This window comes from Streptomyces canus 299MFChir4.1, from assembly GCF_000383615.1.
In the GTDB taxonomy this organism is placed as follows: Bacteria; Actinomycetota; Actinomycetes; order Streptomycetales; family Streptomycetaceae; genus Streptomyces; species Streptomyces canus_C.
The window spans coordinates 213,476-239,198 of the sequence record NZ_KB911587.1 but is presented as its reverse complement, the minus strand read 5'-3'; the positions used below and the strand labels follow the sequence as shown (position 1 = coordinate 239,198).

Genomic DNA, 25,723 nt, shown 5'->3' with positions numbered 1-25,723 from the left:
GCCCCGGCACGCCCCTGCTGACCTCCCCCTGTGCCGCCGTACCGTCCTCACGCCGTCGAGTCCTGCCACCGGACCGGCAGGCTCCGCACTCCCCTGATCAGCATTCCCGGCAACCACTCCCCCGTGGGCCCGTCGAGTGCGAGGGCGGGGGCGCGCTCCAGCAGGGCCCGGATCGCCGTGCGGGCCTCCAGGCGGGCCAGCGGGGCGCCCAGGCAGTAGTGGATGCCGTGGCCGAACGCGAGGTGCCCGCGGGGGTCGCGGCGGATGTCGAAGCGGTCCGGGGCCGGGTAACGGGAGTCGTCGCGGTCGGCCGCGCTCAGGCAGATCATCACCGGGTCGCCCTTGGCTATGGTCCGCCCCGCTATCTCAAGGGGCTCGGCGGCGTACCGGAAGGTCGCGTTCTCCACCGGGCCCTCATAGCGCAGCGTCTCCTCGACCGCGCCGTCGACGAGGCTCATGTCGGCGCGCAGGGCGGCGAGTTGGTCGGGGTGGGTGAGCAGGGCGTGCACGCCGTTGGTGATGAGGTTGACCGTGGTCTCGTGGCCCGCGATCAGCAGCAGGAAGGCCATGCCGCGCAGTTCCGACGGGGAGAGCCGGTCGCCGTCCTCGGCGGTGGTGCGGATGAGGTCGCCGAGCAGGTCGTCGCTCGGTCCGGCGCACCGCTTGTCCTCGATGAGCTCCGTCAGGTACGCGCCGAGGCGCCGGACGGCGTCGTACGAGCTCTCCGGGCTGGTGGGTGCCACGACCTCCGTGGACAGCTTCCGGAACTCGGTGCGGTCCATCTCGGGTACGCCGAGGAGTTCGCAGATCACGGTGATCGGCAGCGGATAGGCGAGGTACTGCACCAGGTCGGCGTGGCCGTGCGGCAGCATCGCGTCGAGGAGGTCGTCGGTGATCCGCTGGATCCTGGGCCGCAGTTGCTCGACCCGGCGCATGGTGAAGGCGCGGGACACCAGGCCGCGCAGCCGGGTGTGCTCGGGTGGGTCGCTGCCGAGCAGATGGCGGCCGATCAGTCCCTCGCCGTCGAACACCATGCCGATCCTGCGGCCGTCCTTGGACAGTCTCGGATCGGCGAGGGCCGCGCGCGCCTCCTCGTGCCCGACGACGAGCCAGGTCGAGTAGTCGGCGTCGGAGCCGGGCGGGCGCACCCGGTGCACGGGGCCGAGACCGCGCAACCGGGCGTACACCGGGTGCGGATCGACTCGGAACGCGTCGCCGTACTCCCCCAGATCGATCACTGCTTCGGCCATGAACTCCCCTTTCACCCCGTCAACGCCCGGCGACCGCGACTAGTGCCCGTTCGACTCGCGTTCCTCGGCGGGCTCCAGCAGTCCCGCGTCGTAGGCCAACAACGCGATCTGCACCCGGTTGTTGAGGTCGAGCTTGGCCAGGACGCGGGACACGTGCGTCTTGACGGTGGCCACGCTCATGTAGAGGGCGGCGGCGATCTCGGCGTTGGACAGGCCCTGGCCGACGGCGAGGGCGACCTCGCGTTCGCGGTCGTTGAGGGCGGCGACGCGCTCACGCGCGCGTGCCCGTCGGGTGTCGGCGGCGGTGCCGGCCGCGTGGGCCATCAGCTGACGGGTGACGGTGGGCGACAGGACGGGATCGCCGGCCGCGACCCGGCGGACGGCGGCGAGGATCTCGGCGGGCGGGGTGTCCTTGAGGACGAATCCGGCGGCACCCGCGCGCAGGGCGCGCAGGACCTGCTCGTCGGCGTGGAAGGTGGTCAGGACGACGACCTGCGGGGCGTCGGGGCGGCCGCGCAGCCGCTCGGTGGCCGTGAGGCCGTCCACCGCCGGCATCCTGATGTCCATGAGGACGACGTCCGGGCGGGTCCGGTCGACGGCGGCCTCGACCTCGGTGCCGTCCGCCGCCTCTCCGACGATCTCGATGTCCTCGGCTCCGCCCATCATCAGGGAAAGACCGGCCCGCACCAGGGGGTCGTCGTCGACGAGGAGCAGTCTGATCACAGTCATGGGCCCTACGTAACCACGCGGAGGCGGGGCGCAATCAACCTTGCGGGCGGGCGAGTTGCACCTCCGGCGACGCCCCGGACCGTCATCCCCACGGCAGCCACGCCCGCACCGCGAACGCCCCGTCCTTCTCCACCCCGTGCTCCAGCCGGCCCCCGGCGAGCGTGGCGCGCTCGGTGAGGCCGATCAGGCCCTGGCCCGAGCCGGGGACGTGCGGCACCTCGCCCTCGGGCGGGAGGTTCCGGACGGTCACGGCCAGGCCCTCGCCCGGGCCGCCGGTGACGGTGACCGTGACCTCCGTGCCGGGGGCGTGCTTGCGGGCGTTGGTGAGGCTCTCCTGGGCGATGCGGTAGGCCGTGCGGCCCACGGAGGCGGGCACGGCGGCGGGGTCGGCGACCCGGCTGTCGAGGACGACCTTCATGTCGGCCTCACGGGACTCGGCTACCAGGGTGTCGAGCGCGGCGAGGGTCGGCTGGGGGCGGCCCGTGTCGTCGTGATCCGCGGCCCGCAGCACGCCGATGATCTCCCGCAGGTCCTGGAGCGCCTCGTGCGCGCTCTCCCGGATGACGCCGGCCGCCCGGGCGACCTCCTCCCGGGGCGCGTCCGGCCGGAACTCCAGGGCGCCCGCGTGGACGCTGAGCAGGGTCAGCCGGTGCGCGAGGACGTCGTGCATCTCGCGCGCGATGGCCTCGCGGGCGAGCCGCTGCGCCTGCTCGGCCCGTAGCCGCGCCTCGGTCTCGGCGCGCCGGGCGCGGTCGCGCAGGCTGAACATGAGCTGCCGTTTGGCCCGTACGAGCAGACCCCAGCCGACGACGGCGGCGACCAGGACCGCGGTGAGGACGACCGAGACGAGGTACGGCAGGTCCGCGTCGGGCCGCAGCCGGAAGGTGAGGGGGACCGCGGCGATGTTGAGGCCGGCCACCCAGGCGACGTACCGGAGGGGGCGGTGTACGGCGAGGGTGAAGACGGCGATCAGGCAGGCGCCGCCGGCGGTGTCGGAGAGCACCCCGAGCGGGATCGTGGCCAGGGCGAGGCCTAAGGGCCAGCGGCGGCGCAGCCACACGGCCGCGCAGGCGAGCGCGCCGAGGAGTTGGTCGAGCTCGGCCGCGGTGTGCGACACATGCGGGTTGTCACCCACCGCGTCCGCCGCGATCAGGCCGACGAAGACTGCCAGGAGGAAGCAGGAGAAGTCGACGAGCCAGTCGCGCGCGGTGCGCCGCGGCCGCCGTCCGGGCCGCGCGGCGGCGGGGTCGAACTCGTGGATCACGGCGGACGGCAGCAGCCAGCGCCGGCCGGGGAAGGCCGGGGGTTCGGGAACCGTCTCGTCAGCGCTCACGGTCGACAAATCTACGCAGTGAGGCCCGGGCACACCTCCCCGTGACCGGGATCGGCGACCAAAGTCGCGGCACCGCAGACTTTCGGCGCGGGCGGCCGCGTCGGACCGATGCTTCGGTGGGACGGGGTTCGCCCCGCGGCCGATGTCGGTGGGGGTGCCGCGGGGCGAGGGTGTTCCCATGAAGCAACTGCTGGAACTGCTCGGCTTCCTCGCCCTGGTGCAGGGCGGGGCGGGTCTGCTGCACGAGTTCACCGACTGGCACGTCGGCCTCGTCCAGCGGATCGGTTTCCTCGACGGCTACGAGATCTACGCGAGCGTCGCCCTGATCGTGCTGGCGTTCGCACTGTTCGCCGCCGCGGAGAGCCGGAGGTCGGGCTGAACGCGGGCCTCCTGCTGGTCGCGCCGTTCTCCCGGCCGCTACGACCTTGTCAGCAGCCGTAGTTGACGAGGTTGAACGTGGCGTAGTGGTCCGCCGTGTAGTAGTCCTCCCGGGTCTTCTCACCGGTGACGATCCGGCGTGCTCCGCGCGTGGAGGAGCCCGGCGTGATCACCGTGTACTCGTGGTAGTAGCCGGTCGACTGGCTCGGCAGGACGCCTTCGCGGTTCTGGAAGACGACGCCGTCCTGCGAGTAGGGGTAGGGGCCGCCCTGCTCGATCAGGTCCAGGGTGTCGTACGCCTGGGAGGGCAGCTTGGTGTAACAGATGCTGCCGACGGCGGCGGCCGCCGGGGTGGCGGTGGTGACCGTACCGCCGACGAGGAGGGCGGACAGGACGGCGGCAGCGGCGCCGATGCGAGTGATCCGTGGGGGGAATCTCATGCCTTCATGATGACGCGCGTAGACCATGGCATGTCAATGACAACTCCGTGGATTTTCCCGTCAAGTCCGATGTGTTTTCAGGGAGTTAACCTGCCGCCCGGCGTCTTCACGAGCACCGCTGCGGCAGCTGAGGTCCCTGTCCGTTCACCGCCGGCGGTTCGGGGGCCGGGCCGGTGGGATGGGTGTCATGACAACGACTCACGGAACTCTGAACGGCAAGGTCGCGCTCGTCACCGGGGGCAGCCGGGGGATCGGCGCGGCCACGGCGGTGCGGCTGGCGCGGGAGGGCGCGGATGTGGCCGTGACGTACGTGGGCGGCGAGGAGGCGGCCTCGGACGTCGTACGGCGGGTCGAGGCGCTGGGGAGGCGGGCCGTCGCCCTGCGGGCGGACTCCGCGGACCCGGAGGAGGCGGCGGGGGCGGTGCCGCGTACGGCTGAGGCGCTCGGTGGACTGGACGTACTCGTGAACAACGCGGGCGTGGGGGTGCTCGGGCCGTTGGGCGAGCTGTCCCTCGCGCAGGTCGACCGGGTGCTGGCCGTCAATGTGCGCGGGGTGTTCCTGGCCTCTCAGGCGGCGGCCGCCCGGATGCGGGACGGAGGGCGGATCATCACGATCGGCAGCTGTATGACCCAGCGGGTGCCCGGCCCCGGCGGAACCCTGTACGCGACGAGCAAGTCGGCGCTGATCGGGCTGACGAAGGCCCTCGCGCGTGAGCTGGGGGCGCGGGGGATCACGGCGAACATCGTGCATCCCGGGCCCATCGACACGGACATGAATCCGGGGGACGGCCCGTTCGCGGCGGGGCAGGCCGCGATGACCGCGGCGGGGCGGTTCGGGGCGGCGGAGGAAGTGGCGTCGATGGTGGCGTATCTGGCGGAAGCGGACTACGTCACCGGGGCGGAGTTCTCGGTCGACGGGGGGCACGCGGCGTGAGGTAGCGGCTTTGTGCGGGGCTGCCGTCAGGCCTCGGCTCCCAGGCTCCCACTACCCGCACGCCGGGCGGGCTGAAAGCAGCCCGCCCGGCGTGCGGATACGAGGAGAAGCTTCGCTTCAGCCGCCCAGCTCCTGGTGCCTCGCCGACAGTGCCGCCGAACCCGACTCCGTCAGCGAACCGAACAGCCGCAGACGGGAGACCCCGCCGTCCGGGAAGATGTCCACGCGCGCGTGCGTGCCCACCGCCGGGGCCGGCAGGATGAAGCGGTGGTTCGTGTCGGGCTGGAGACGGGTGCGCGGAAGGATCTCCCGCCAGTCGCCGTCCTCGCCGTCGCGGACCGACACCGACGCCCAGCCGGCGCTGTTCCCCTTCAGATACGCCGTGTCGATCTCGATCGCCCGGATCTGGGACTGTGCCACCAGGCGGTAGCGGATCCAGTCGTTGCCCTGGTCACGGCGGCGGCGGGTCTCCCAGCCGTCGTCCATCTTGCGGGAGCGGCCCGGCTGGATGGTGTTGGACGCCGGTGAGTAGAAGAGGTTGGACGCGTCCTCCGCCCGGCCGCCGTTCTCCAGGGCGACCACGTCGAAGGTGCCGAGCACCTCCAGCCACGCCGGGTCCGGGACGACCTCGCCGTACACGCGCAGGCGGGCGATGCCGCCGTCGGGGTGCTGGTTGACCCGCAGGTGGGTGAAGCGCTGTTCCAGGGACACGGTGAAGCCGTTCGCCGCGTGGCCGCCGACCGGCGTCCGCGGAACGAGCGTCGTCCACTTCACGTCGCCGCCCAGCAGTTCCTCCGGGGACGGGGAGCCTGCCACGGACGTGCCTTCGACCGACACCGCCTGCGGGTAGTTCCCGCGGAAGTGCGCGGTGTCGACCACGATCCCCCGGATCACCCCGGGCGCGCCCAGGCGCACCAGCGCCCAGTCGTGGTCTTCGGCCGTCGGCCAGGGGTGTTCGGCCGAGGCGCCCCGGCGGCGCCGCGTCTCCCAGCCGTCCATGATCTTGCCCTTGTGCCCGAAGTGCTCGGGGTCGAACTCGGCCCGCTCGGGCATCAGCAGGTTCTCGCGCTGGGCGAAGAACTCGTCGTTGGCGGCGATGACTCCGGCGCCGAGCGTGCGTGCGGCGAGGTTGGCGTACTGGGTGAAGGGGAAGTCGGCGGTGCGGTAGTCCGCGTAGGGGTCACCGCCGCCGTACGGGTTCGCGTCGCCGGTGAAGCTGGGAATCGCCGTCACGTACATGTGCCTTTCTGGGGTTGCCGGTGCGGGTGATCAGGGCGTACGGGTGAGCAGTCGGCCCTTCGGAGCGGTGAACTCGCCGTTCGCCACGATGCGTTCGCCGCGCAGCCAGGTCGACTTCACGACTCCGTGCAGGGTCTTGCCCGCGTAGGCCGTCACGCGGTTGCGGTGCTGGAGGGCCGCAGGGTCCACGGTGAAGGTCTCGTCGGGTGCGAGGACCGCGAAGTCGGCGTCACGGCCGGCCTCGATGGCGCCCTTGCGCGCGTCCAGGCCCACCAACTCGGCCGTGCGCGCGGACATCCAGCGGACCACGTCCTCCAGCGAGTGACCGCGCTTCCGCGCCGCCGTCCAGACCGCCGCCAGGCTCAGCTGGAGGCCCGAGATGCCGCCCCACGCCGTGGCGAAGTCGCCCGTCTTGAGGTCGGCCGTGGACGGGGAGTGGTCGGTGACCACGCAGTCGATGGTGCCGTCGGCCAGCGCCTGCCACAGCAGGTCCTGGTTGGCGGACTCCCGGATGGGCGGACAGCACTTGAACTCGCTGGCGCCGTCCGGGACTTCCTCGGCGGTGAGGGTGAGGTAGTGCGGGCAGGTCTCGACGGTGATGCGCACCCCCTCCGCCTTGGCCTGGGCGATCAGCGGGAGCGCGGCGCTCGACGACAGGTGCAGCACGTGCACGCGCGCGTCCAACCGCTTCGCCTGGGCGATGAGTTGGGCGATCGCCGTGTCCTCGGCGTCGCGCGGACGGGACGCCAGGAAGTCGGCGTATTTGGGACCGGCCTGCTGCGGGGCGGCCTCCAGGTGGTGCGGGTCCTCGGCGTGCACGATCAGCAGCCCGCCGAAGGAGGCGATCTCGGCCAGGGAGCGGGCGAGTCCGTCCTGGTCGAGATGCGGGAACTCGTCCACCCCGGACGGCGACAGGAACGCCTTGAAGCCGAAGACACCCGACTCGTGCAGCGGCCGCAGGTCCTTGACGTTGTCGGGCAGGGCGCCGCCCCAGAAGCCGACGTCGATGTGGGCCTTGTCGGCGGCGACCTCCTGCTTGGTCCGCAGGTGGTCGACCGTCGTCGTGGGCGGGAGGGAGTTGAGCGGCATGTCGACGAGGGAGGTGATGCCGCCGGCCGCCGCCGCGCGCGTGGCGGTCCAGAAGCCCTCCCACTCGGTGCGGCCCGGGTCGTTGACGTGCACATGGGTGTCGACCAGACCCGGCAGCAGGACGTCGTCCCCGAGGTCCTCCAGGCGGACGCCCGACAGTACTTCGGCGTCGTACGGCAGTACGGCCGCGATCTTCCCGTCGACGACCGCGACCGACGCGGGCCGCGTCCCCTCGGGCGTGATGACGCGCGTCGAGCGCAGCACCAGTTCAGTGTCGGACACCCGGACCCCTCTCTGCCGCCGTTAACTTCCGCGTAACGGAATTCAACTTTCTGTTGAAGGAGTCTTCACTCCCGGTCGGGCGCCGTCAAGGGCACACTTCCCCAGGGTGCGTCTTGCGTCGACACTCTGGACGTTTCCACAAAGCGGAATTAGGATTCCAGCAAGCAGAACGTAGCTATGCACCAGCGGGGAGTCAACCGACTGCCGGGTAGGCTTCTGCCCTCCTGCCCAGACCCGAAAGGCAGCCCCGAAAGGAACGCGCCGTGCCGACGTCCAGCGCCAGCACCACCGACTCCGCAAAGTCCGCCGGTGGCGGGGTCCAGTCCCTCGAGCGCGCCTTCGATCTGCTGGAGCGGATGGCGGACGCGGGCGGAGAGGTCGGACTGAGCGAACTGTCCGCGAGCAGCGGGCTGCCGCTGCCCACCATCCACCGTCTGATGCGGACCCTCGTGTCCTGCGGATACGTCCGCCAGCAGCCCAACCGGCGCTACGCCCTCGGCCCGCGCCTGATCCGCCTCGGCGAGTCGGCCGCCCGGCTGCTCGGCACCTGGGCCCGTCCCTACCTCGCCCGTCTGGTCGAGGAGACCGGCGAGACGGCCAACATGGCCCTCCTCGACGGGGACGAGATCGTCTACGTCGCCCAGGTGCCCTCCAAGCACTCGATGCGGATGTTCACCGAGGTCGGCCGGCGGGTCCTGCCGCACTCCACGGGCGTCGGCAAGGCCCTGCTCGCCAACACCCCCGACGACGAGGTGCGCGCCCTGCTCTCCCGGACCGGCATGCCGGCCGCGACGGAGAAGACGATCACCACGCCGGACGGCTTCCTCGCGGCCCTGAAGGACGTGCGCGGCCAGGGCTACGCGATCGACGACAACGAACAGGAGATCGGCGTCCGCTGCCTCGCGGTGTCGGTGCCCAACTCCCCCACCGCCGCCGCCATTTCGATCTCCGGCCCGGCCGGCCGGGTCACCGAGGCGGCCACCGAGAAGATCGTGCCGGTGCTGCAGCAGGTGGCGTCGGAGCTGTCGGAGGCGCTGGCCAGCCAGAACCCGGCGTGACGGACTCACAGCACCGGCCGGGTTCCAACAGGCCCTAGCGGCGCGGCTCCCCGAACAGCTCCACCGCGTCACGCACCGCCGTCAGCCCCCGCGACAGCGCGCTCACCGATCCGATCGCCCCGGCGATCAGCAGCAACGACCGCCGCAGGCGCGGGACTTCGGGGGCGCCGTCGATCGTCATGGCGGCCAGCGCGGCGAGTTCGTCCTCGGCGATGCCCCGGTCGGGGAACTCGGCCGGGTGCGCGGCGAGGTCGCGGCGCAGCCGGGACACCGCGGTCCGCAGTTCCGCCACTCTCGGATCGTTGTCGCTGCCGGTCACTGGCCTCTGCCCCACGCTCCGCAACACAGCTCTCCCCCTCGCACACCCGTGCGCCCCGGCGTCGTGAAGGCCCTTCGGTGTCGGTAGGCCCCGAGGGACGCGGGTCAGTAAACGCCACGCAGGGCGCCGCGCGCCACCGTGCGGACCGAAATTCAGCCCCCCGAAACCCGGCGCACACCGACGCGTCAGGTATGCAGGACGCATGACGGAGAACGAACGGCAGGTCGCCGGACTGCTGCTGGCCGCGGGCGGCGGACGGCGGCTCGGCGGGCGGCCCAAGGCACTGCTCGCGCACCGGGGACGCCCGCTGATCGAACACGCGGTCGGCGTCCTGCGGGCGGCCGGCTGCACCCGCGTGCACGTGGTCCTGGGAGCGGCCGCGGCGGTCGTACGGGAGCGGGCCGAGCTCGGCGACTGCGTGCTGGTGGAGAACCCGGAGTGGGCCGACGGCATGGGGTCGTCGCTGCGGACCGGGCTCGACTCGCTCGCCGGAACGCGGGCGCGGGCCGCGCTGGTCTCGCTCGTCGACCAGCCCGGCATCGGGGCGGCTGCCGTGCGCCGGGTGCTCGCCGCGTACGAGGACGAGACCTCGCTCGCCTCGGCCGCCTATGACGGCGTACGCGGGCATCCCGTCCTCCTCGGCGCCGCGCACTGGGCCGGGATCACGGCGACTGCGACCGGCGACCGGGGGGCACGCGCCTATCTGAAGGAGCACCACGGCGCGATCACACTCGTCGAGTGCGGGGACGTGGCCGAGCCGTACGACATCGACACGCCCGAGGATCTGGCGCACCTTGAGTGAACTCGGTGGCACGCAGAGCCACCCTTGCTCGACCCGGAGAATCTCGACATCAACAAACCATTGAACTTCCACGATGAGGAAACTAGTATCCACTGCTCAGAAGCGCCCTACCCCTGCGAGGGGCGCCGCTCGCGTACCCGGTTCGACTGGCACCCGGTGCCACCGCTGAAGGAAGTGACCGCTCATGTCCGCACCAGCGCCGTCCCCGCTGGCCATCGTCGACGCCGAGCCCCTGCCGCGACAGGAGGAGGTCCTCACCGAGGCGGCCCTCGCCTTCGTGGCCGAGCTGCACCGCCGGTTCACGCCCCGGCGTGACGAGCTCCTCGCCCGCCGCGCCGAGCGCCGCGCCGAGATCGCCCGCACCTCCACGCTCGACTTCCTCCCGGAGACCGCCGCGATCCGCGCGGACGACTCCTGGAAGGTGGCCCCCTCCCCCGCGGCCCTGGACGACCGCCGGGTCGAGATCACCGGTCCCACCGACCGCAAGATGACCATCAACGCCCTGAACTCCGGCGCCAAGGTGTGGCTCGCGGACTTCGAGGACGCCTCGGCACCGACGTGGGAGAACGTCGTGCTCGGGCAGGTCAACCTGGCCGACGCGTACACCCGGAACATCGACTTCACCGACGAGAGGTCCGGCAAGTCGTACGCCCTCAGGGCCGACGAGGAGCTCGCCACCGTCGTCATGCGCCCGCGCGGCTGGCACCTGAACGAACGGCACCTGGTCGACGCGAACGGCACCCAGGTCCCCGGCGCCCTGGTCGACTTCGGGCTGTACTTCTTCCACAACGCCCAGCGTCTGCTCGACCTCGGCAAGGGCCCGTACTTCTACCTCCCGAAGACCGAGTCGCACCTCGAAGCGCGCCTGTGGAACGACGTGTTCGTCTTCGCGCAGGAGTACACCGGCATCCCGCAGGGCACCATCCGCGCGACCGTGCTGATCGAGACGATCACGGCGGCGTACGAGATGGAGGAGATCCTCTACGAACTCCGCGACCACGCCTCGGGGCTGAACGCGGGCCGCTGGGACTACCTGTTCTCCATCGTCAAGAACTTCCGTGACGGCGGCGCCAAGTTCGTCCTGCCGGACCGCAACGCGGTCACCATGACGGCCCCGTTCATGCGCGCGTACACCGAACTCCTCGTCCGCACCTGCCACAAGCGCGGCGCGCACGCGATCGGCGGCATGGCGGCCTTCATCCCCTCGCGCCGGGACGCCGAGGTCAACAAGGTGGCCTTCGAGAAGGTCCGCGCCGACAAGGACCGCGAGGCCGGCGACGGCTTCGACGGCTCCTGGGTCGCCCACCCGGACCTGGTCCCGATCGCCATGGAGTCCTTCGACAAGGTCCTCGGCGACAAGCCCAACCAGAAGGACCGCCTGCGCGAGGACGTCCACGTCGAGGCCGCCGACCTCATCGCGATCGACTCGCTGAAGGCCAGGCCGACGTACAACGGCCTGGTCAACGCGGTCCAGGTCGGCATCCGGTACATCGAGGCATGGCTGCGCGGACTGGGCGCGGTGGCCATCTTCAACCTGATGGAGGACGCGGCCACCGCCGAGATCTCGCGCTCGCAGATCTGGCAGTGGATCAACGCGGGCGTCGAGTTCGAGCACGAGGGAAACACCGTGAAGGCCACGCCGGAACTGGCCCGCGAGGTCGCCGCCGAGGAACTCGCGACCATCCGCCAGGAGATCGGCGAGGAGGCCTTCGCGGCCGGACACTGGCAGCAGGCCCACGACCTGCTGCTCCAGGTCTCCCTCGACGAAGACTACGCGGACTTCCTGACGCTTCCGGCGTACGAGCAGCTGCGCGGCTGACGTACCGTCACTTGTCCGGGTGGCCCAGGGACTTCCCCGGGGCCACTCGGTCGCGTACGGCCTGCTTGACGGCCGTGGGCTCCGGGAAGCCCTGCTCCCTCCGGTCCCAGACGACCTCGTCGTCGACGCGCACGACGAAGATCCCGCCCTTGCCGGGCTTCAGGGCGAGTTCCGTCAGCTCGGTCTCGAAGGTCGTGAGCAGCTCCTGCGCCAGCCAGGCCGCGCGCGGCAGCCAGCGGCACTGGGTGCAGTACTCGATCTCGACCCGCCGGGTGGGCGAAGAAAGCTCCGTCATCAGAGGCTCCGTCATCCGAGGTGCACCGACCAATCCTGTTCCGCGGCCGGTTTGCCGTGCAGGTCGGGGACCCGCTTCAGCCACTGGGGCCGGCCTTCCTGTGTTCTCGCCGCCCGCAGGGCCTCCTCGGCGGCGAGTTCGTCCCGGGAGGGGAAGTCGGTGGGCAGCCACGCCCCGGAGGCCCGCACGCGCGCGTGGAGGTACGTCACGTAGGCCTCGCGTGCCTCGGCCGGCGTCGCGAAGTCGTTGAGCCAGGCGTCGGGGACGGCCGCGGTGACCTCGCGCAGGAGGTCGAGGGTGACGCTGGGCGCCAGTTCCGCGTCGGCGGCGCGGACGTCCGGGCCGTAGTGGCCGAGGGCGTGGTGGCGGAAGTCGTAGGACTTCGAGGGGTCCGTGCCCTCCCAGCGGTGGTGGAAGACGAGGGCGGCGCCGTGGTCGATCAGCCACAGCCGCGGGGGCGCGATGCCCAGGGTCGGCCAGACCATCAGGTTCGAGCTGTGGACCGTGCGGTCGACGTTGACGGTGAGCGCGTCGAGCCAGACGATGCGGCCGGCTTCCAGCGGGTCCACGGGGAAGGTCCTGGCGATCTCGGGAGTGAAGTCGCGCGCACCCGGCAGGTGGTCCATGCCGAGGTTCACCCCGGCGCTCGCCGCATGGAGGTCCCGGACCTCCTGGTGCGGTTCGCTGTCGGCGATCGCCGGGTCGAAGCGCACGAGGACCAGCTCGGGGAAGCGCAGCCCCAGCGCCCGCGCCAGCTCACCGACGATCACCTCGGAGACCAGCGCCTTGCGGCCCTGGGCGGAGCCGGTGAACTTCACGACGTACGTCCCCAGGTCGTCGGCCTCGACGACACCGGGGACCGAGCCGCCGGAGCGCAGGGGTTCGACGTAACGGGTCGCGGTGACCTCTCTCAGCATGAAGTGAGCATAGTAACCGCGGTGATCGCCGACCCGTCCGCGGCGCCGGACGAGGGTGACGGTCAAACAAACCCGACCAGCAGGTGACAGATTCCGACTACGGCGAAGTTGTAGCCCCTCTTCGTGCGAGAGGTCAACCCTTCGTTCACGCAGGACGGATGGCCGAAATATCGGACAGAGGGGGCGCGGGTCAAGAACGAACAAAATCGATCGCACTCATTGACGCCACCATGTCATCGGCCCTCTCATTGGTCCCCGCCAGGCGGCAGGGATCCGTCTGTTCGGAGCGGAGAGGGAAACGCATGTCCGAAGGAACATCTCGTCGGCCGGGCGGCCGACGGCGCAGAGCCGGCGCGGCCCTCCTGACCCTGCTCGGCGCCCTCGCGGCCCTCCTGCTCCCGGTGGCGGAGGCGCACGCCGCCACGGTGTCGTTCACCACGGGCGCCGCACGCACCGACACGAACGGCAACACCCTCCAGTTGCACGGCCTCGGCATCGTCAAGGTCGGCACCACCTGGTACGGCTTCGGCGAGGACAAGACCGGCGAGACCTCGGCGGACACGTCCTTCCAGGACATCACCTGCTACTCCTCGACCGACCTCGCCACCTGGACCTACCAGGGCCAGGCCCTGAGCCGGCAGAGCAGCGGCGATCTCGGACCGAGCCGGGTCGTGGAGCGGCCCAAGGTCATCTACAACGCGTCGACCAGCACGTACGTGATGTATCTGCACATCGACAGCACCAACTACTCCGAGGCCAAGGTCGGTGTGGCCACCAGCAGCACCCCCTGCGGCCCCTACACCTACCGGGGCAGCTTCCGGCCGCTGGGCAATCTCAGCCGTGATCTCGGCCTGTTCCAGGACACCGACGGCACCGCCTACCTGCTGAGCGAGGACCGCAACAACGGGCTGCGCATCGACAGGCTGTCCGCCGACTACCTCTCCGTCGACAGCGCGGTGGCGGTGCTCGGCAGCAGCGGCAGCGTCGAAGCGCCCGCCATGCTGAAGATCAACGGCATGTACTACGTGTTCGGCTCCCACCTGACGGGCTGGAGCCTGAACGACAACATCTACGCCACCGCGACCTCGCTGAGCGGCCCCTGGTCGGCGTTCCGGAACTTCGCCGCCCCCGGCACCCACACCTATGGCAGCCAGACGGCGAACGTCATCACCGTCCAGGGCACCTCCGGCACCACCTACCTCTACGCGGGCGACCGCTGGGACACCTCCGACCTGGGCGCGTCGAAGCTGATCTGGCTGCCGCTGACCATCCGGGGCACGACGGTGAACCTCGGCCAGTACCCCACCTGGTCCCTCGACACCGCCGCCGGGACCTGGAGCGCCGGCAGCGGCCTTCCGTCGGAGGGCGCCCACACTCTGAAGAACGGCAACAGCTCCCTGCTGGTCGACGTGTCGAGCGGCTCCACGGCGAACGGCGCCAAGATCATCCAGTGGGCCTCCAACGGTGGCGCCAACCAGCAGTGGACCCTGACGAAGGTGGCCGACAACGTCTACACGCTCAAGAGCGTCAAGAGCGGCCTGTGCCTGGACGTACCGAACCGGTCGACCACCACCGGCGCACAGTTGCAGCAGTGGACCTGCAACGGCGGAGCCAACCAGCAGTGGTTCCTCGACCTGGTCGGCAGCTACACCGGCAGCACGTACCTGCTCGCCGGGGTCGGCAGCGACCTGAACATCGGCGTCGCCGGCTCGACCACCCAGGGTGCGGCGGCGGACCAGGAGACGGGCACCGGCGCGACCAGCCAGCAGTGGAGCCTTTCCTGACCCGTCCCTCACAGAGCCGGTCGGCCTGAGAGGTGGGCGTGCGCCCGTGCGGTCCGGGGCCTGAGGGCTCCGGACCGCCCTGCGGCCGGTCCTGGCTGCCGGGGAGCGCGGGCGCTCAGGCCAGGTCGCCGCGCAGGATGCTGTAGCGCACGCCGTCACGCCACTGCCCGTCGCGGAAGGCGACGCTGCGCAGAACGCCTTCGCGGGTGAACCCCGCCTTTTCCAGGGCGCGTTGCTCGGCGATGTTCTCCGCCTCGGTGTCCGCCTCGATCCGCACGACCGTGGTGTGCGCGAAGAGGTAGCGGACCAACTGCCGTTGCGCCTCGGTCCCGACGCCGCGTCCGCGCGCCTCCGCCAGCAGGCCGATGCCCATGTTCCAGTACGAGGTGGTCGGCGTGGGCCTGACCTTCCGCCAGGCGACGAACCCCAGCCGCTCCGTGCCGCTCACCACCATCAGGTGCCCTGCGTCGTCACCGAGCAGTCGGTCCTCCGCCCACCGGCGCCGCCAGCGCCCGGTGTCCCACCAGCCGAACCACTGGAAGGGTGCGGCGGCCTCCGGGTCGGTGAGGAACCGTTCCATGAGCGGCAGGTCGTCCTCGGCCAAGGGGCGCAGCGCGACATCGTCGATGCTCATGCGGGCCACCCTATGACGCGGCTCCCCGGTGTTCGGCGCCCTTCGGATCAGGCGCCGGCGAGTGGGTTCGGCAGCGGCAGGTACCGGGCGTCCGCCCCGTCCGCCCCCGTCCACCTCAGCAGCAGGTTGGTCTTGCCGGGCAGGGTCGGCGCGGTGAGGAGGGCGGCGGCTTCGGGGAGGTCGTGGCGGGACAGTTCGCGGCGGGCTGCGGGCCAGGGGTCGAAGCCGGGCCGGCGTTCGGCGAGGGCCGCGGCGACCTCGCACAGGTGGTTCACGACCAGGCAGTACACCAGCCGCTCCCACCCGGCCGCGCGCGGGACGTCCGGCAGCAGCTTCACGCCCTCGGCGTCCCGGAACAGCGCCTGCACGGGCGTACCGTCGCCGTCCACGGCGACCAGGGTGTTCTGCAGGTGTGCCTCGAGTACGACGCCGTGGTCGGCGAAGGCCGCGAGGGCGGGCGGGACGACCGCGCCCAGGTACGCCTCCCACCAGGCCGCCGGGTCCCCGGTGCCGTCGAGCGGGTTGCCCTCGAAGCCCTCCACCAGGGCCGCGGCGAGCAGCGGGGTCGTCCTGGGCCGCACATGGTCGCGCAGACCGTCGCGGACCAGGACGGCGAGTTCCTCGAAGGCGAAGTCGGCGGTGCGGTAGCCGCGGTCGCTCAGCCAGGCGGCGGAACCGGGACCCGCGGCGAAGGCGTTCACGACCGCTTGATCCGTACGGCGGAGTGTGAGCAGGTCGTGACGCCAGAGCCGCCGGATGTCGTTCGTGATGCGGACGTCGAGGCTGAACTTGAGGAAGAGGTCCCGCGAGGGGGCGTACACCGTGCGGATCGCGGCCGTCGGCCAGGTCTCGAAGGCGGTCGTGCCGAGCCGGACCAGGCGGCCGTCCGCGAAGGCCGCCGCGCAGTTCACCAGGTCGAGCTGCCAGGGGTGGGCGGGCAGCAGCCGGTAGCCGGGCGGGGCTTCGCCGAGCGTGTCGAGGGCCGCGGTGTCCCCCTCCTCCACGACGGCGTCCTCGCGCACCCCGAGCAGGACCAGCGGGAAACGGACGTGGGCCTCGGGGGCGTACGGCAGCCAGGTGGCGACGGGGCCGCCGCCGCGGGCCTTGGGGGCGGGGTGGTAGGGGTGGCCGGTGACGAGGCACTGCTCGGAGCGCTGGTACGGGTCGTCGGGCGCCGTCGCCCGGCCTCTTGCCGTGAGGAGGGCGGCCACCGCGTCCCGGCTGTCGATCATCTCGGCGGGCAGCTCGTGGTTGGACACTCCGGTGTGCCGGGTCAGTTCCTCGGCGACGAGTTTCACGAGTTCGGTGTGCCCGACCCGCCGCCAGCCGGCCGCCGTGCGCACCTCGGGCTCGGCGGGCCGCCTCTCGCCCCGCACCCTGAGCAGGCGCCCGCTAGGCAGCCGGTACACCCTGTGCTCGCCGGGGTCCGGGAGCGGCACGGCGACCTCGCGCAGCAGGCAGTTCAGCAGGGGCGCCGCCGCGTACGCGTCGGCGCGGTGTGCGCCGGCGCTGTCGGCAGGCAGGGGCGGGAGGTCCACGCGGTTCACTCGTTCTCTACGGTTCATCTGGGGCGATGACGATCAGTATGTCTGCCGTCACGGTCCCGCTGTGTCACCAGTATCCGAGGAGTCCGCCCGTGCACCGTCCCCCCGCCGCCGAGGCCCGGTTCGCCGAAGAGCTGGCCGGCCTGCGCCCCGATCTCGTGGCGCGGTACGCGGCCGAGCTGCCCGGCGCCCGCGCGGCCGTGCTGTCCCGGCTGTGGCGGGGGCTCACGCACGAGCCGCTGCCGTGGATCGTGGCTCGGGAGGCCGGCCGGGAAGGACTCACCCTGCGCCTCTCGGACGGCCGCCGGCTGCACGGCCCGCACCCGGACCCGTTCGCCACCGCCGCCCACGTCACCGCCGTACGGCTCGACGAGGTCGTCCACGACGATCCGGCGCGTGTGATGACCGGTCTCGGCGTACCGCACGGGGCGGACTTCGCGGCCGAACTCGCCGACAGTGTCGCGTCGATGGCGCTGTCGAGGGCAGGACAGCCGCCCCGCTCGAAGGAGTGGCCGGCGCACGACTGGGAGTGGGAGCAGCGGATCGTCGACGGGCATCCGTACCACCCCAACTGCCGTTCCCGGCCCGGCTTCTCGGTGGCCGAGCAACTGGCCTACGGGCCCGAGCACCGGCCGCTGGTACGGCTGGGGCTGCTGCCCGTGCCGGCCGGTGAGTGCCTGCTGAGGGGCGCGTGGCCGGCGGAGCTGCGGGACGGGGAGCGGCTGCTGCTGCCCGTGCATCCGTGGCAGGCGGACCATGTGCTGAAGCGGCCCGTCACGGAGGGCGTGGAGGCACACCCGCTGATGTCCCTGCGCACCCTCGCCCTGACCGGCGGCGGACCGCATGTGAAGACCGCGCTCAGCGCACGGCTCACGTCCTCGGTGCGGGACATCTCCGTCTACTCGATCGGCATGTCGGCGACCCTCTCGGAGTTCGCGGAGACACTGACCGCACGCATGGACGACCTCCTGCACTTCACCCGCACGCTGGGGGCGGTGACGGCCAACTCCCCCGATCTGGCGGCCGTGTTGCGCGAGTCGCCTCAGGTGTACGGCGACCGGGTCCTGCCCGTGGCGGCCCTCGCCACCACGGAACTGCCCGAATCCCCGGCATGGCTGGCCGAGTTCGCCCGGCTGGCCCTCACTGCCGGGCTGCGGCTCCTGGAGCTCGGCGTCGCACTGGAGGCCCACGGCCAGAACCTTCTCGTGGTCCTGTCCGCATCGGGCGCGCCGCTCCGGCTGGTCTACCGGGACCTCGCCGACATCCGGGTCAGCCCGGTCAGGCTGGCACGGCACGGCATCCCGGTCCCGGCCCTGTCCGGGCGGGTCGTCACGGACGACGTGACGACCCTGCGGCGCAAGCTGTTCGGCTCCCTGGTGGCCGGGGCCCTCGCGGGTACGGCGGGTTCGGAGGCGGCGTTGCGAGGGGCACTGGAGAGGGCCGTAACGGAGCTGCCGCGCACCCCCGATCTGGCCGCACTGCTCGAACAGCCGCTGCCCGCGAAGGCGTTGACGCTGATGCGGCTCTCGCCGGGGAGTCCGGGCGACCAGTGGACCGAGCTGCCCAACCCCCTTCTCTGAGCGGCCGTTTTGGAGCCCGGCGCACCTGATCAATAGGATCCGGCGATGATCACAAGAAAACGGCTGGCGGCAGGAGTGTGCGCCCTGCTCGCCGCCCTGACGGCCGGGATCGCCTTCCCGGTCGCGGCGGCAGCCGGTGAACCCACGGGCGGCACCGCACCCCAGGTCGACCTCGTCCTCGACGTGAGCGGCTCGATGCGGACGGCGGACATCGACGGCGGCACCCGGATGGCGGCGGCGAAGCGGGCCTTCAACGAGGTGCTGGACGCGACGCCCGAGGAGGTCCAGCTCGGCATCCGGACCCTCGGCGCCAACTACCCCGGCGACAACCAGAAGACGGGCTGCAAGGACACCGCGCAGCTCTACCCGGTCAGCACCCTGGACCGCACCGAGGCCAAGACGCAGGTGGCGACGCTCTCGCCCACCGGCTGGACACCGATCGGCCCCGCACTGCTGAAGTCGGCCGGCGACTTCACCGACAGCGCCTCCTCCAAGCGGATCGTGCTGATCAGCGACGGCGAGGACACCTGCGCCCCGCTCGACCCGTGCGAGGTGGCCCGCGAGATCGCCGCCAAGGGCATCGGGCTGACCATCGACACCCTCGGCCTGGTCCCGAACACCAAGATGCGGCAGCAGCTGAGCTGCATCGCGGAGGCGACCGGCGGTACCTACACCTCCGTCGAGCACGCCGACGAACTCACCGACAAGGTCAACCAGTTGGTGGACCGCGCGGCCGACCCGGTGGTGACGCCGGTGGCCACCGAGGGCGCCGGGACCTGCGCCACCGCGCCCACGCTGAAGTCCGGGCTGTACACCGACCGCGAGGAGTTCACCCAGCAGCGCTGGTACCGGGTGGACGTCGACCCGGGCCAGGAGCTGCGGGCCTCGGTGAGCGTGGGAGCCGACCGGACCGTGAACCCGTCGTACGGGGTGCTGCTGCGGGCGGTGACCGTGCACGGCCGGGAGATCGTGCGCGGGGAGGGTGCGGGCAACGGCCGTACCGATGTGATCTCCACGGGGCTCAGGTACCCGAAGGCGGACAGCGACGACGAGGACGCCCCCGCCGAGACCGTCTGCCTCCAGCTCACCAACTCCTTCTCGGCCGCCTCCGGGGTGAAGACCACCCCGGGTCTGCCTCTTGAGCTGACCGTCGACGTCGTGGACGCGCCGTCCCAGGCGAGCGACGTGGCCTCCTTCGGCCTCGGGCGCGGCTGGTGGCTGCTCGGCGTGCTGATCCTCGCCGGCTTCGTCGCCGGTCTGCTGTGGGGCTGGCTGTCACGCTGGCGGGTCGCGGTCTGGAGGACCAACTGATGCGGATCACAAGCGCGTTGAGCGTTTCCCTGCTGCTGCTCGGGCTGGCCGTCGCGCCGGCCGCGGCGGACTCCTCGCCCACGCCCACGGATTCGGCCTCGGCGGACGGTGACGCGCCCACCCAGGCGGGCACCTCCTTCCGTACGGCGACCGAGGTCGAACAGGGGCAGACCGCCACGGCGAGCGGCTCCACGGGCGACTACCTGTACTGGTCGTTCCCCGCGGACGCCGGACAGCGCCCCACCGTGAAGGCGACGGTGAAGCTGCCCGAGACCCATGCCGCGCAGACCTGGCAGGTCGACGTGTACGACGGACTGCGCCGCCGCCAGTCCTGCCAGTACGGCGCCCAGACCCGCAACGCCGCCGCGGACTCCTCCTCGGTGGAGCTGGCCTGCACCCTGCGCACGGTCCGCGCCTGGTCGGAGACCTGGGCCAACGACCCACTGCCGGGCACGTACTACGTCCGGCTGACGGCCGTCGGTCTCACCACGGCCGACCTGGGTCTCCCGGTCGGCACCGAGGTCCGGGTCGACTCCAAGGACATCGGCGGTTCGGCCGCGGTGGACGGTTCGCTGGCCGAGCCGCTGGTGCCGGGCATCGCGGTGAAGTCCGAGGCGGACAAGGACGGTTCGAAGGACTCGGCCGTGCTGTCCGCCATCGAACCCGAGGACGGCTGGTCCTCCGGCTGGTGGTCCGACCGCTGGGTGTGGACCGCGATCGGCGGCGTGCTCGCCGCGCTGGCGGGGGTCGGCGGGTATGCGCTGACGCGCGGGTCGGGACGCCCGCACCGGGTGCCGCCGAGCGCCTGACGCTCCGTCCAAGGCCCGCCGTGCTCAGGTACGGCGGGCCTTTCTCACACCTCCCGCAGCACCTTGGCGATCGCTCCGTCCCCGGTCACCTCGACCCGCCCGTCCCGCACCGCGTCCGGCAGGCTCAACTCCCCCCGGCTCAGAGCCCCGCAGGTCTCGACGTCCAGGACGAGCCGGGCGTCGGGCTCCCCGGGGGCCGGCCCGTCGCCGTACGCCGGACCCTGCTGCGCGCCGACGTACACATGGAAGTCCCCCTCCTCCAGCCGCACTTCGACGAGCCCCTCGCCCTCCAGCGAGCGCAGCAGGGGCAGCGCGAACCAGTGCGCGCGTACGGCGTCGGTGGGCCGTCGTTCGGTGAGTTCGGGCCCGCCCCAGGTGCCGAGGGCCTGGAGAACGGGCAACAACTCGCGTCCACGCGGGGTGAGTTCGTAGACGTAGGCCGCGCTGGGCGGGGGCAGCCGGCGCCGGGTGGCCAGGCCGTCGCGCTCCATGTCCTTCAGCCGGGAGGCCAGTACGTCCGTGCTCACGCCGGGCAGGTCGGCGTGCAGGTCCGTGTAGCGGCGCGGCCCCGACAGCAGTTCCCGGACGATCAGCAGGGTCCAGCGGTCGCCCACGGCATCGAGGGCGCGGGCCGCGGAACAGTACTGGTCGTAGCTTCGGCGAGGTGACATGCGACGCAGTCTAGACAAGTTGTTGGACTTTCCAAGCTCCTACTTGGTAAAACCAAGCAACATCCGAAACCGGAGAGGCGGCAGCGCATGGAGTTCCGGCAGTCGAGCAAACTCAGTGAGGTCTGTTACGAGATCCGGGGCCCGGTGATCGAGCACGCCGACGCACTGGAGGAGGCCGGCCACAGCGTGCTGCGCCTCAACACCGGCAACCCCGCGCTGTTCGGCTTCGAGGCGCCGGAGGAGATCCTCCAGGACATGATCCGGATGCTCCCGCAGGCGCACGGCTACACCGACTCGCGCGGCATCCTCTCCGCCCGCCGGGCCGTGGCGGGGCGCTACCAGACCCTGGGCCTGGAGGTCGGCGTGGACGACGTCTTCCTCGGCAACGGCATCTCCGAACTGATCTCGATGGCCGTTCAGGCGCTGGTCGAGGACGGCGACGAAATCCTCATCCCCGCCCCCGACTTCCCCCTCTGGACGGCGGTCACCACGCTCGCCGGCGGCAAGGCGGTCCACTACCTCTGCGACGAACAGGCCGACTGGTACCCGGACCTGGACGACATGGCCTCGAAGGTCACCGACCGCACCAAGGCCGTCGTCATCATCAACCCGAACAACCCCACCGGCGCGGTCTACCCCAAGGAGATCATCGAGGGCATCCTCGACCTCGCCCGCCGGCACGGCCTGATGGTCTTCGCCGACGAGATCTACGACCAGATCCTGTACGACGACGCCGTGCACCACTCCGTCGCCGCCCTCGCCCCCGACCTGGTCGTGCTGACCTTCTGCGGCCTGTCGAAGACGTACCGGGTCGCGGGCTTCCGCTCGGGCTGGCTGGTGATCACCGGCCCGAAGCAGCACGCGCGCAACTACGTGGAAGGCCTGACCATGCTGGCCTCCATGCGGCTGTGCGCCAACGCGCCCGCGCAGTACGCCATCCAGGCCGCGCTCGGCGGCCGCCAGTCCATCCACGAGCTGACCGCGCCCGGCGGCCGGCTCTACGAACAGCGCACCGTGGCCTGGGAGAAGCTCAACGAGATCCCCGGCGTGTCGTGCGTGAAGCCGAAGGGCTCGCTGTACGCCTTCCCGCGACTCGACCCCAAGGTCCACAAGATCCACGACGACGAGAGGTTCGTCCTGGACCTGCTGCTGCGGGAGAAGATCCAGGTCGTCCAGGGCACCGGCTTCAACTGGCCGTCCCCCGACCACTTCCGCATCCTGACGCTGCCTCACGCGCAGGACCTGGAGGCGGCCATCGGGCGGATCGGGCGGTTCCTGAGCGGGTACCGGCAGTAGCTGGTGGTGTGGATGGGGTTCACGGTCGGTGAGAGCGGGGATGCCATAGAGTGCGGCCACTGATCCCGGGGGCCGGGGGGACCGGGAGATGGGGGAGCCCCAGATGTTCTTGTCACGTCGGCGTGCGTCCGGCACGCCCTCGGCCTTACGCGGCCGTCTCACGCTGCTGATGCTGCTCGTGGTCCTCGCGGGCAGCCCGTGGGTGCAGCGGCCGCTCTCGGACTACTACACCAGGAAGTTCTACATAGAGCTTTCCGACGACAAGATCCTTCGCTGGCTCGTGGAGGCCGCGTTCCTGCCCCGCTGGGATCTGTCCGCCGACCGATACGGCGGCACGTCCTCGCTGGTCGTCAACGATCTCGCCGTCCTGGTCCTGCTGGCCGCGCTCGCGTTCTTCGCCCGGCGGCTGTGGGCCGGCGGGGCGTCGCGCCCGCTCCGCTGCCTCGTCGCGGGTGTGCTGGCCTCGGCACTGGCCAACCTGGCCTGGTGGGGCATGCACGAGGTCTTCGTCGACGACGTGACGCTCGAACCGGCCGACATCCTGGTGAAGGAAATGCTGCGCGGCGCCCTCCTCTTCGGCCTCGCGGTCGGCGCCCTGCTCGCACTCCTGGGCACCGGTGTGCCGAGCACCGTCAAGGGCGCCGCAAGGGCGCCGCTGCGTCGCTGGAGAGAGGGAGGGCCCGGCATGACGACCGCGCCGGTCCACATGCCGGTCGGGAGCGCACCGGGTGACGTCACCCGGTATCTGTGCGCCGCGGCCTACGTGGACGAGGGATTCGCCGAACGCGTGGTGGAGGACGTACTGGCCGACGAGGCCGGCGCGGTGGCGTCCTCACCCGACGTCGACCTGGTGACCGTCGTACGGCACTGTCTGACGGCACAGGACATGCGGCACCGCCGGGATCAGCGGCTGACGGGCGCGTTCGCCCTCGTGGCCGTGTTCGCGCCGCTGTGGCTGCTGTTCGTCTCGCTGTTCCTGTCGATCACCCGCCAGGCGGGCGGTCGGCCCAGTCTGGCCACCCGCGGCCGGCACCAGCCCGCGGGCAGGGTGCTGGTGGGCACGGCCGTCGCGGCGGGCATCGCGGTGCTCTTCGCGTTCTCCTTCGGGATCGCCCTCTCCTCGCTGCCCACCCCCGCGTTCGTGAGCTGGCTGCTGGGCTCCTACCTGGCCGGGGTGCCGGCCGCACTGGTCTCCGTCACGGCGATGGCGCTCGCGTACGTGACGGTCGTACGCCATGACCTCGCCGTCGACCGGCTGCTGCGCACGACCATGACCCGCGAGGCGTTCTCCCGGCAGCCACGCCCGACCGTGCCGCCGCGCAAGTGGATGGCCGCGCGGCTGGCGGCCATCCGGGAGGCGCAGGACGGGAACGTCACGGTGTACAGCGGGTACACGCCCTTCCTCGGTTATTCGGCGGCCGCCTCGCAGTGGTCGATCGCCGTTCCGCTGCTGCCCGCCGACGATCCCGTGGGCGGGGGTTCGCGTTCCGCCGGGCCGGAGCGTTTCACCGTCACCGAACTCGTCGACCACGTACGCGCGCGGTTGCGGGCCACGGCCGCGGCCGGCGTGGCCGACGCGGCGACGGACGGTGAGGCGGCGCTCGGGTCCCTCGTCGTGACGGACCGGGTCTTCGCGAGCGGCACGGCCGTCGGCGACGACGAGCGGTTCATCAGGTCCACGAGCCTCGCCCCGGTCGCCCGGCTGTCGGCCGACCAGGTCGAGCGGATCATGGAGCGTCCGACCGGTGCGGTGCGGCACTGCCTGGCGATTCATCTGCCGCTGTGGGGCGGGGACGTGGTGCCGACCGTGTTCCTGCACTTCTCGACCGAGGGCAGAACACTCCACCTGCACTGCAGCAACCACGTGCTCGGTCCGGTGAGAGCCGACTTCCACGCGGTCGACCGGCTGCGCGGCCCCCTCTCCCCCGAGGCGCGGCGGGGGCTGCTGCTGGACGCCGTCCCCGGCACCGGCAGGGCCTTCTTCGCCGCCCCGTTCCGGGCGCTGCGGCAGGCCCGCTTCGAGGAACGGCACAGCAGACGCATGATGGACGAGCTGAGGGCCCTGCAAGAGGACCCGGTCTACGACTTCGGCGCCCGGCTCAGCATTCGGGAGCTCGCGGTGAGCCCGAACTACCAGAACTACTTCCAGGTCGTGGACGCCGCACGGATCACGGCCCTGGTGGAGCGCCACACCCTCGCCGCGATCCGGGTGTTCCTCGACACGCACGGCTACGACATCACCGACTTCCGCGCCCAGCAGCAGACCATCCTCAACCAGGGGCTCATCCAGCAGGGCGGCATGAGCATCATCGGCAACCAGGCGATCGGCACGGGTGCGACCGCGACCCAGCAGGTCCCGCAGCAGTCCGGCGCGGCGGCGCCCGTCGCCGGCTCCAGTCCGGCAAGTAGGAGGTCCGCATGACGGGCAACGACGACGGCCGGCAGGACCCTCCGGTCAACAACGGGGTCATGATCAGCGGCGGCACCCACTACGTCGGCAACCAGGCGGTGGGGCACGGCGCCCAGGCGTACTCCGGCTCGGTCTCCTTCCAGCCGCAGGACGCCGAGCGTACGGCCGAACTCCTCGCGTACGTCGAGCGGTTGCTGGAGGAGCACCGGGCTTCGCTCGCCGATCCCGACGCCACCACCAGGGAGCTGCGCCGCCTCCGCGAGGAACTCGACGAACCCGAACCCCAGCGGACAGTCCTGCGACGGGCCCTCGACCGCCTCAACGATTTCGTACAGCCGGTGACCCCGCTCGTCGTCGCGGTGGGGCAACTCGCGCAGTCCGTGCAGGGGTTGCCGGGGGTTTGAGGGCGGGCGTCTTGCCGGAGACGGGCCCGAACTTACGGTGCCGGAGGGCTACTTGGGCGAACGGGTCGAGTGGGTGTGGCCCGGGCCCGCCTGATCGCAGGACGGGAGCGGTCGGGGGCGGGGGGTAGGGGCGGGTGCGTCGAACCTGGTCGAGCCGGTCGTTCTGCGGGCTGGACAGCCGGCTACCTGGTCGGTCTCAGGGCTGGGCCTGTCGATCCGGACGGGCTGGGCTCGGTCGATCGGGAGGGGCTGGGCCTCGTAGAGCCGGGCGCGGCCTGTCTGGTCGAGCGGGACGCGCTGGACGCGCTGGCGCTGATCCAACGGGACGGACCGGACCGGATCGAGCCGGACACGGCATCCGCCGGATCGCAGGACGGGAGCGGTCGACGGCGCGGG

The 25,723-nt window shown here is 71.6% G+C and carries 24 protein-coding genes; 12 read left to right on the top strand and 12 right to left on the bottom strand.

Features of this window, described 5'->3' with window-relative positions:
* Positions 1-47: 47 nt before the first annotated feature.
* From H293_RS0116975 to H293_RS0116965, 3 genes are all read right to left on the bottom strand, one after another.
* Entirely contained in the window at positions 48-1,250 is a 1,203-nt protein-coding gene (locus H293_RS0116975) for a cytochrome P450 family protein (RefSeq protein WP_020119058.1), read from the bottom strand.
* A 39-nt stretch (positions 1,251-1,289) separates the two neighbouring features.
* Complete coding sequence (locus H293_RS0116970; RefSeq protein WP_020119057.1) at positions 1,290-1,979, bottom strand: response regulator transcription factor; 690 nt, start codon at positions 1,977-1,979, stop codon at positions 1,290-1,292.
* An 82-nt stretch (positions 1,980-2,061) separates the two neighbouring features.
* Positions 2,062-3,321, bottom strand: coding sequence for a sensor histidine kinase (locus tag H293_RS0116965; RefSeq protein ID WP_020119056.1), 1,260 nt, complete (start codon positions 3,319-3,321; stop codon positions 2,062-2,064).
* A 169-nt stretch (positions 3,322-3,490) separates the two neighbouring features.
* Here H293_RS0116965 and H293_RS0116960 point away from each other — a divergent pair, with 169 nt between their 5' ends.
* The gene (locus H293_RS0116960; protein WP_020119055.1) at positions 3,491-3,691 is read left to right on the top strand and encodes a hypothetical protein; all 201 of its coding nucleotides are present in this window, start codon (positions 3,491-3,493) and stop codon (positions 3,689-3,691) included.
* Between the two features lie 49 nt (positions 3,692-3,740).
* Here H293_RS0116960 and H293_RS0116955 read toward each other — a convergent pair whose 3' ends face one another.
* Positions 3,741-4,130, bottom strand: a complete 390-nt coding sequence (locus H293_RS0116955) for a guanyl-specific ribonuclease (RefSeq protein ID WP_020119054.1) — start codon at positions 4,128-4,130, stop codon at positions 3,741-3,743.
* 187 nt (positions 4,131-4,317) lie between these two features.
* Between H293_RS0116955 and H293_RS0116950 the strand changes: the two genes are divergently transcribed.
* On the top strand, positions 4,318-5,064 hold the full coding sequence (locus tag H293_RS0116950) for a 3-oxoacyl-ACP reductase family protein (RefSeq protein WP_028807915.1): 747 nt from the start codon (positions 4,318-4,320) through the stop codon (positions 5,062-5,064).
* A gap of 117 nt (positions 5,065-5,181) precedes the next feature.
* Here the strand turns inward: H293_RS0116950 and alc are convergent, their stop codons facing one another.
* Positions 5,182-6,297 (bottom strand): allantoicase, encoded by a 1,116-nt coding sequence (alc, locus tag H293_RS0116945; RefSeq protein ID WP_028807914.1) that lies wholly within the window; start codon positions 6,295-6,297, stop codon positions 5,182-5,184.
* 36 nt (positions 6,298-6,333) lie between these two features.
* Positions 6,334-7,674, bottom strand: coding sequence for an allantoinase AllB (allB, locus tag H293_RS0116940; protein WP_020119051.1), 1,341 nt, complete (start codon positions 7,672-7,674; stop codon positions 6,334-6,336).
* 263 nt (positions 7,675-7,937) lie between these two features.
* Here allB and H293_RS0116935 point away from each other — a divergent pair, with 263 nt between their 5' ends.
* Positions 7,938-8,732 carry an IclR family transcriptional regulator gene (locus H293_RS0116935; RefSeq protein ID WP_020119050.1) on the top strand — a complete coding sequence of 265 codons (795 nt, stop codon included), beginning with the start codon at positions 7,938-7,940 and terminating at the stop codon, positions 8,730-8,732.
* 34 nt (positions 8,733-8,766) lie between these two features.
* Here the strand turns inward: H293_RS0116935 and H293_RS0116930 are convergent, their stop codons facing one another.
* Positions 8,767-9,051, bottom strand: coding sequence for a DUF5955 family protein (locus H293_RS0116930; protein ID WP_020119049.1), 285 nt, complete (start codon positions 9,049-9,051; stop codon positions 8,767-8,769).
* Between the two features lie 202 nt (positions 9,052-9,253).
* On the opposite strand from H293_RS0116930, the gene H293_RS0116925 reads away from it, so the two are divergent.
* Positions 9,254-9,853, top strand: coding sequence for a nucleotidyltransferase family protein (locus H293_RS0116925; RefSeq protein ID WP_020119048.1), 600 nt, complete (start codon positions 9,254-9,256; stop codon positions 9,851-9,853).
* Positions 9,854-10,037: 184 nt separating this feature from the next.
* Complete coding sequence (gene aceB, locus H293_RS0116920; protein WP_020119047.1) at positions 10,038-11,672, top strand: malate synthase A; 1,635 nt, start codon at positions 10,038-10,040, stop codon at positions 11,670-11,672.
* 7 nt (positions 11,673-11,679) lie between these two features.
* On the opposite strand, the gene H293_RS0116915 is transcribed toward aceB, so the two are convergent.
* Entirely contained in the window at positions 11,680-11,967 is a 288-nt protein-coding gene (locus H293_RS0116915) for an Rdx family protein (RefSeq protein ID WP_020119046.1), read from the bottom strand.
* An 11-nt stretch (positions 11,968-11,978) separates the two neighbouring features.
* The gene (locus H293_RS0116910) at positions 11,979-12,884 is read right to left on the bottom strand and encodes a HipA family kinase (protein WP_028807913.1); all 906 of its coding nucleotides are present in this window, start codon (positions 12,882-12,884) and stop codon (positions 11,979-11,981) included.
* 302 nt (positions 12,885-13,186) lie between these two features.
* Here H293_RS0116910 and H293_RS0116905 point away from each other — a divergent pair, with 302 nt between their 5' ends.
* Positions 13,187-14,668, top strand: a complete 1,482-nt coding sequence (locus tag H293_RS0116905) for an RICIN domain-containing protein (RefSeq protein ID WP_020119044.1) — start codon at positions 13,187-13,189, stop codon at positions 14,666-14,668.
* 115 nt (positions 14,669-14,783) lie between these two features.
* On the opposite strand, the gene H293_RS0116900 is transcribed toward H293_RS0116905, so the two are convergent.
* A complete protein-coding gene (locus H293_RS0116900; protein WP_020119043.1) occupies positions 14,784-15,302 on the bottom strand; it encodes a GNAT family N-acetyltransferase in 519 nt (172 codons plus the stop codon).
* Between the two features lie 47 nt (positions 15,303-15,349).
* Entirely contained in the window at positions 15,350-16,867 is a 1,518-nt protein-coding gene (locus tag H293_RS0116895) for an IucA/IucC family protein (protein WP_051138116.1), read from the bottom strand.
* Positions 16,868-16,938: 71 nt separating this feature from the next.
* On the opposite strand from H293_RS0116895, the gene H293_RS0116890 reads away from it, so the two are divergent.
* Genes H293_RS0116890 through H293_RS0116880 form a run of 3 tightly spaced genes read left to right on the top strand, consistent with a single transcriptional unit; the run spans position 16,939 to position 20,546 of the window.
* Complete coding sequence (locus H293_RS0116890; protein ID WP_020119041.1) at positions 16,939-18,426, top strand: IucA/IucC family protein; 1,488 nt, start codon at positions 16,939-16,941, stop codon at positions 18,424-18,426.
* A gap of 45 nt (positions 18,427-18,471) precedes the next feature.
* Positions 18,472-19,737: a VWA domain-containing protein gene (locus H293_RS0116885; RefSeq protein ID WP_028807912.1), complete on the top strand. Its 1,266-nt coding sequence runs from the start codon at positions 18,472-18,474 to the stop codon at positions 19,735-19,737.
* Complete coding sequence (locus H293_RS0116880) at positions 19,737-20,546, top strand: hypothetical protein (RefSeq protein WP_020119039.1); 810 nt, start codon at positions 19,737-19,739, stop codon at positions 20,544-20,546. Before H293_RS0116885 ends, H293_RS0116880 begins: the two co-directional genes overlap by 1 nt.
* 44 nt (positions 20,547-20,590) lie before the next feature.
* On the opposite strand, the gene H293_RS0116875 is transcribed toward H293_RS0116880, so the two are convergent.
* Positions 20,591-21,217, bottom strand: a complete 627-nt coding sequence (locus tag H293_RS0116875; protein WP_020119038.1) for a winged helix-turn-helix transcriptional regulator — start codon at positions 21,215-21,217, stop codon at positions 20,591-20,593.
* An 87-nt stretch (positions 21,218-21,304) separates the two neighbouring features.
* Here H293_RS0116875 and H293_RS0116870 point away from each other — a divergent pair, with 87 nt between their 5' ends.
* The 3 genes from H293_RS0116870 (at position 21,305) to H293_RS0116860 (ending at position 25,327) form a co-directional block, all read left to right on the top strand.
* Positions 21,305-22,513: a pyridoxal phosphate-dependent aminotransferase gene (locus H293_RS0116870; RefSeq protein ID WP_020119037.1), complete on the top strand. Its 1,209-nt coding sequence runs from the start codon at positions 21,305-21,307 to the stop codon at positions 22,511-22,513.
* A 103-nt stretch (positions 22,514-22,616) separates the two neighbouring features.
* Positions 22,617-24,935, top strand: a complete 2,319-nt coding sequence (locus H293_RS0116865; protein WP_020119036.1) for a hypothetical protein — start codon at positions 22,617-22,619, stop codon at positions 24,933-24,935.
* Positions 24,932-25,327 (top strand): DUF5955 family protein, encoded by a 396-nt coding sequence (locus H293_RS0116860; protein ID WP_020119035.1) that lies wholly within the window; start codon positions 24,932-24,934, stop codon positions 25,325-25,327. Before H293_RS0116865 ends, H293_RS0116860 begins: the two co-directional genes overlap by 4 nt.
* The last annotated feature ends 396 nt before the right edge of the window (positions 25,328-25,723 follow it).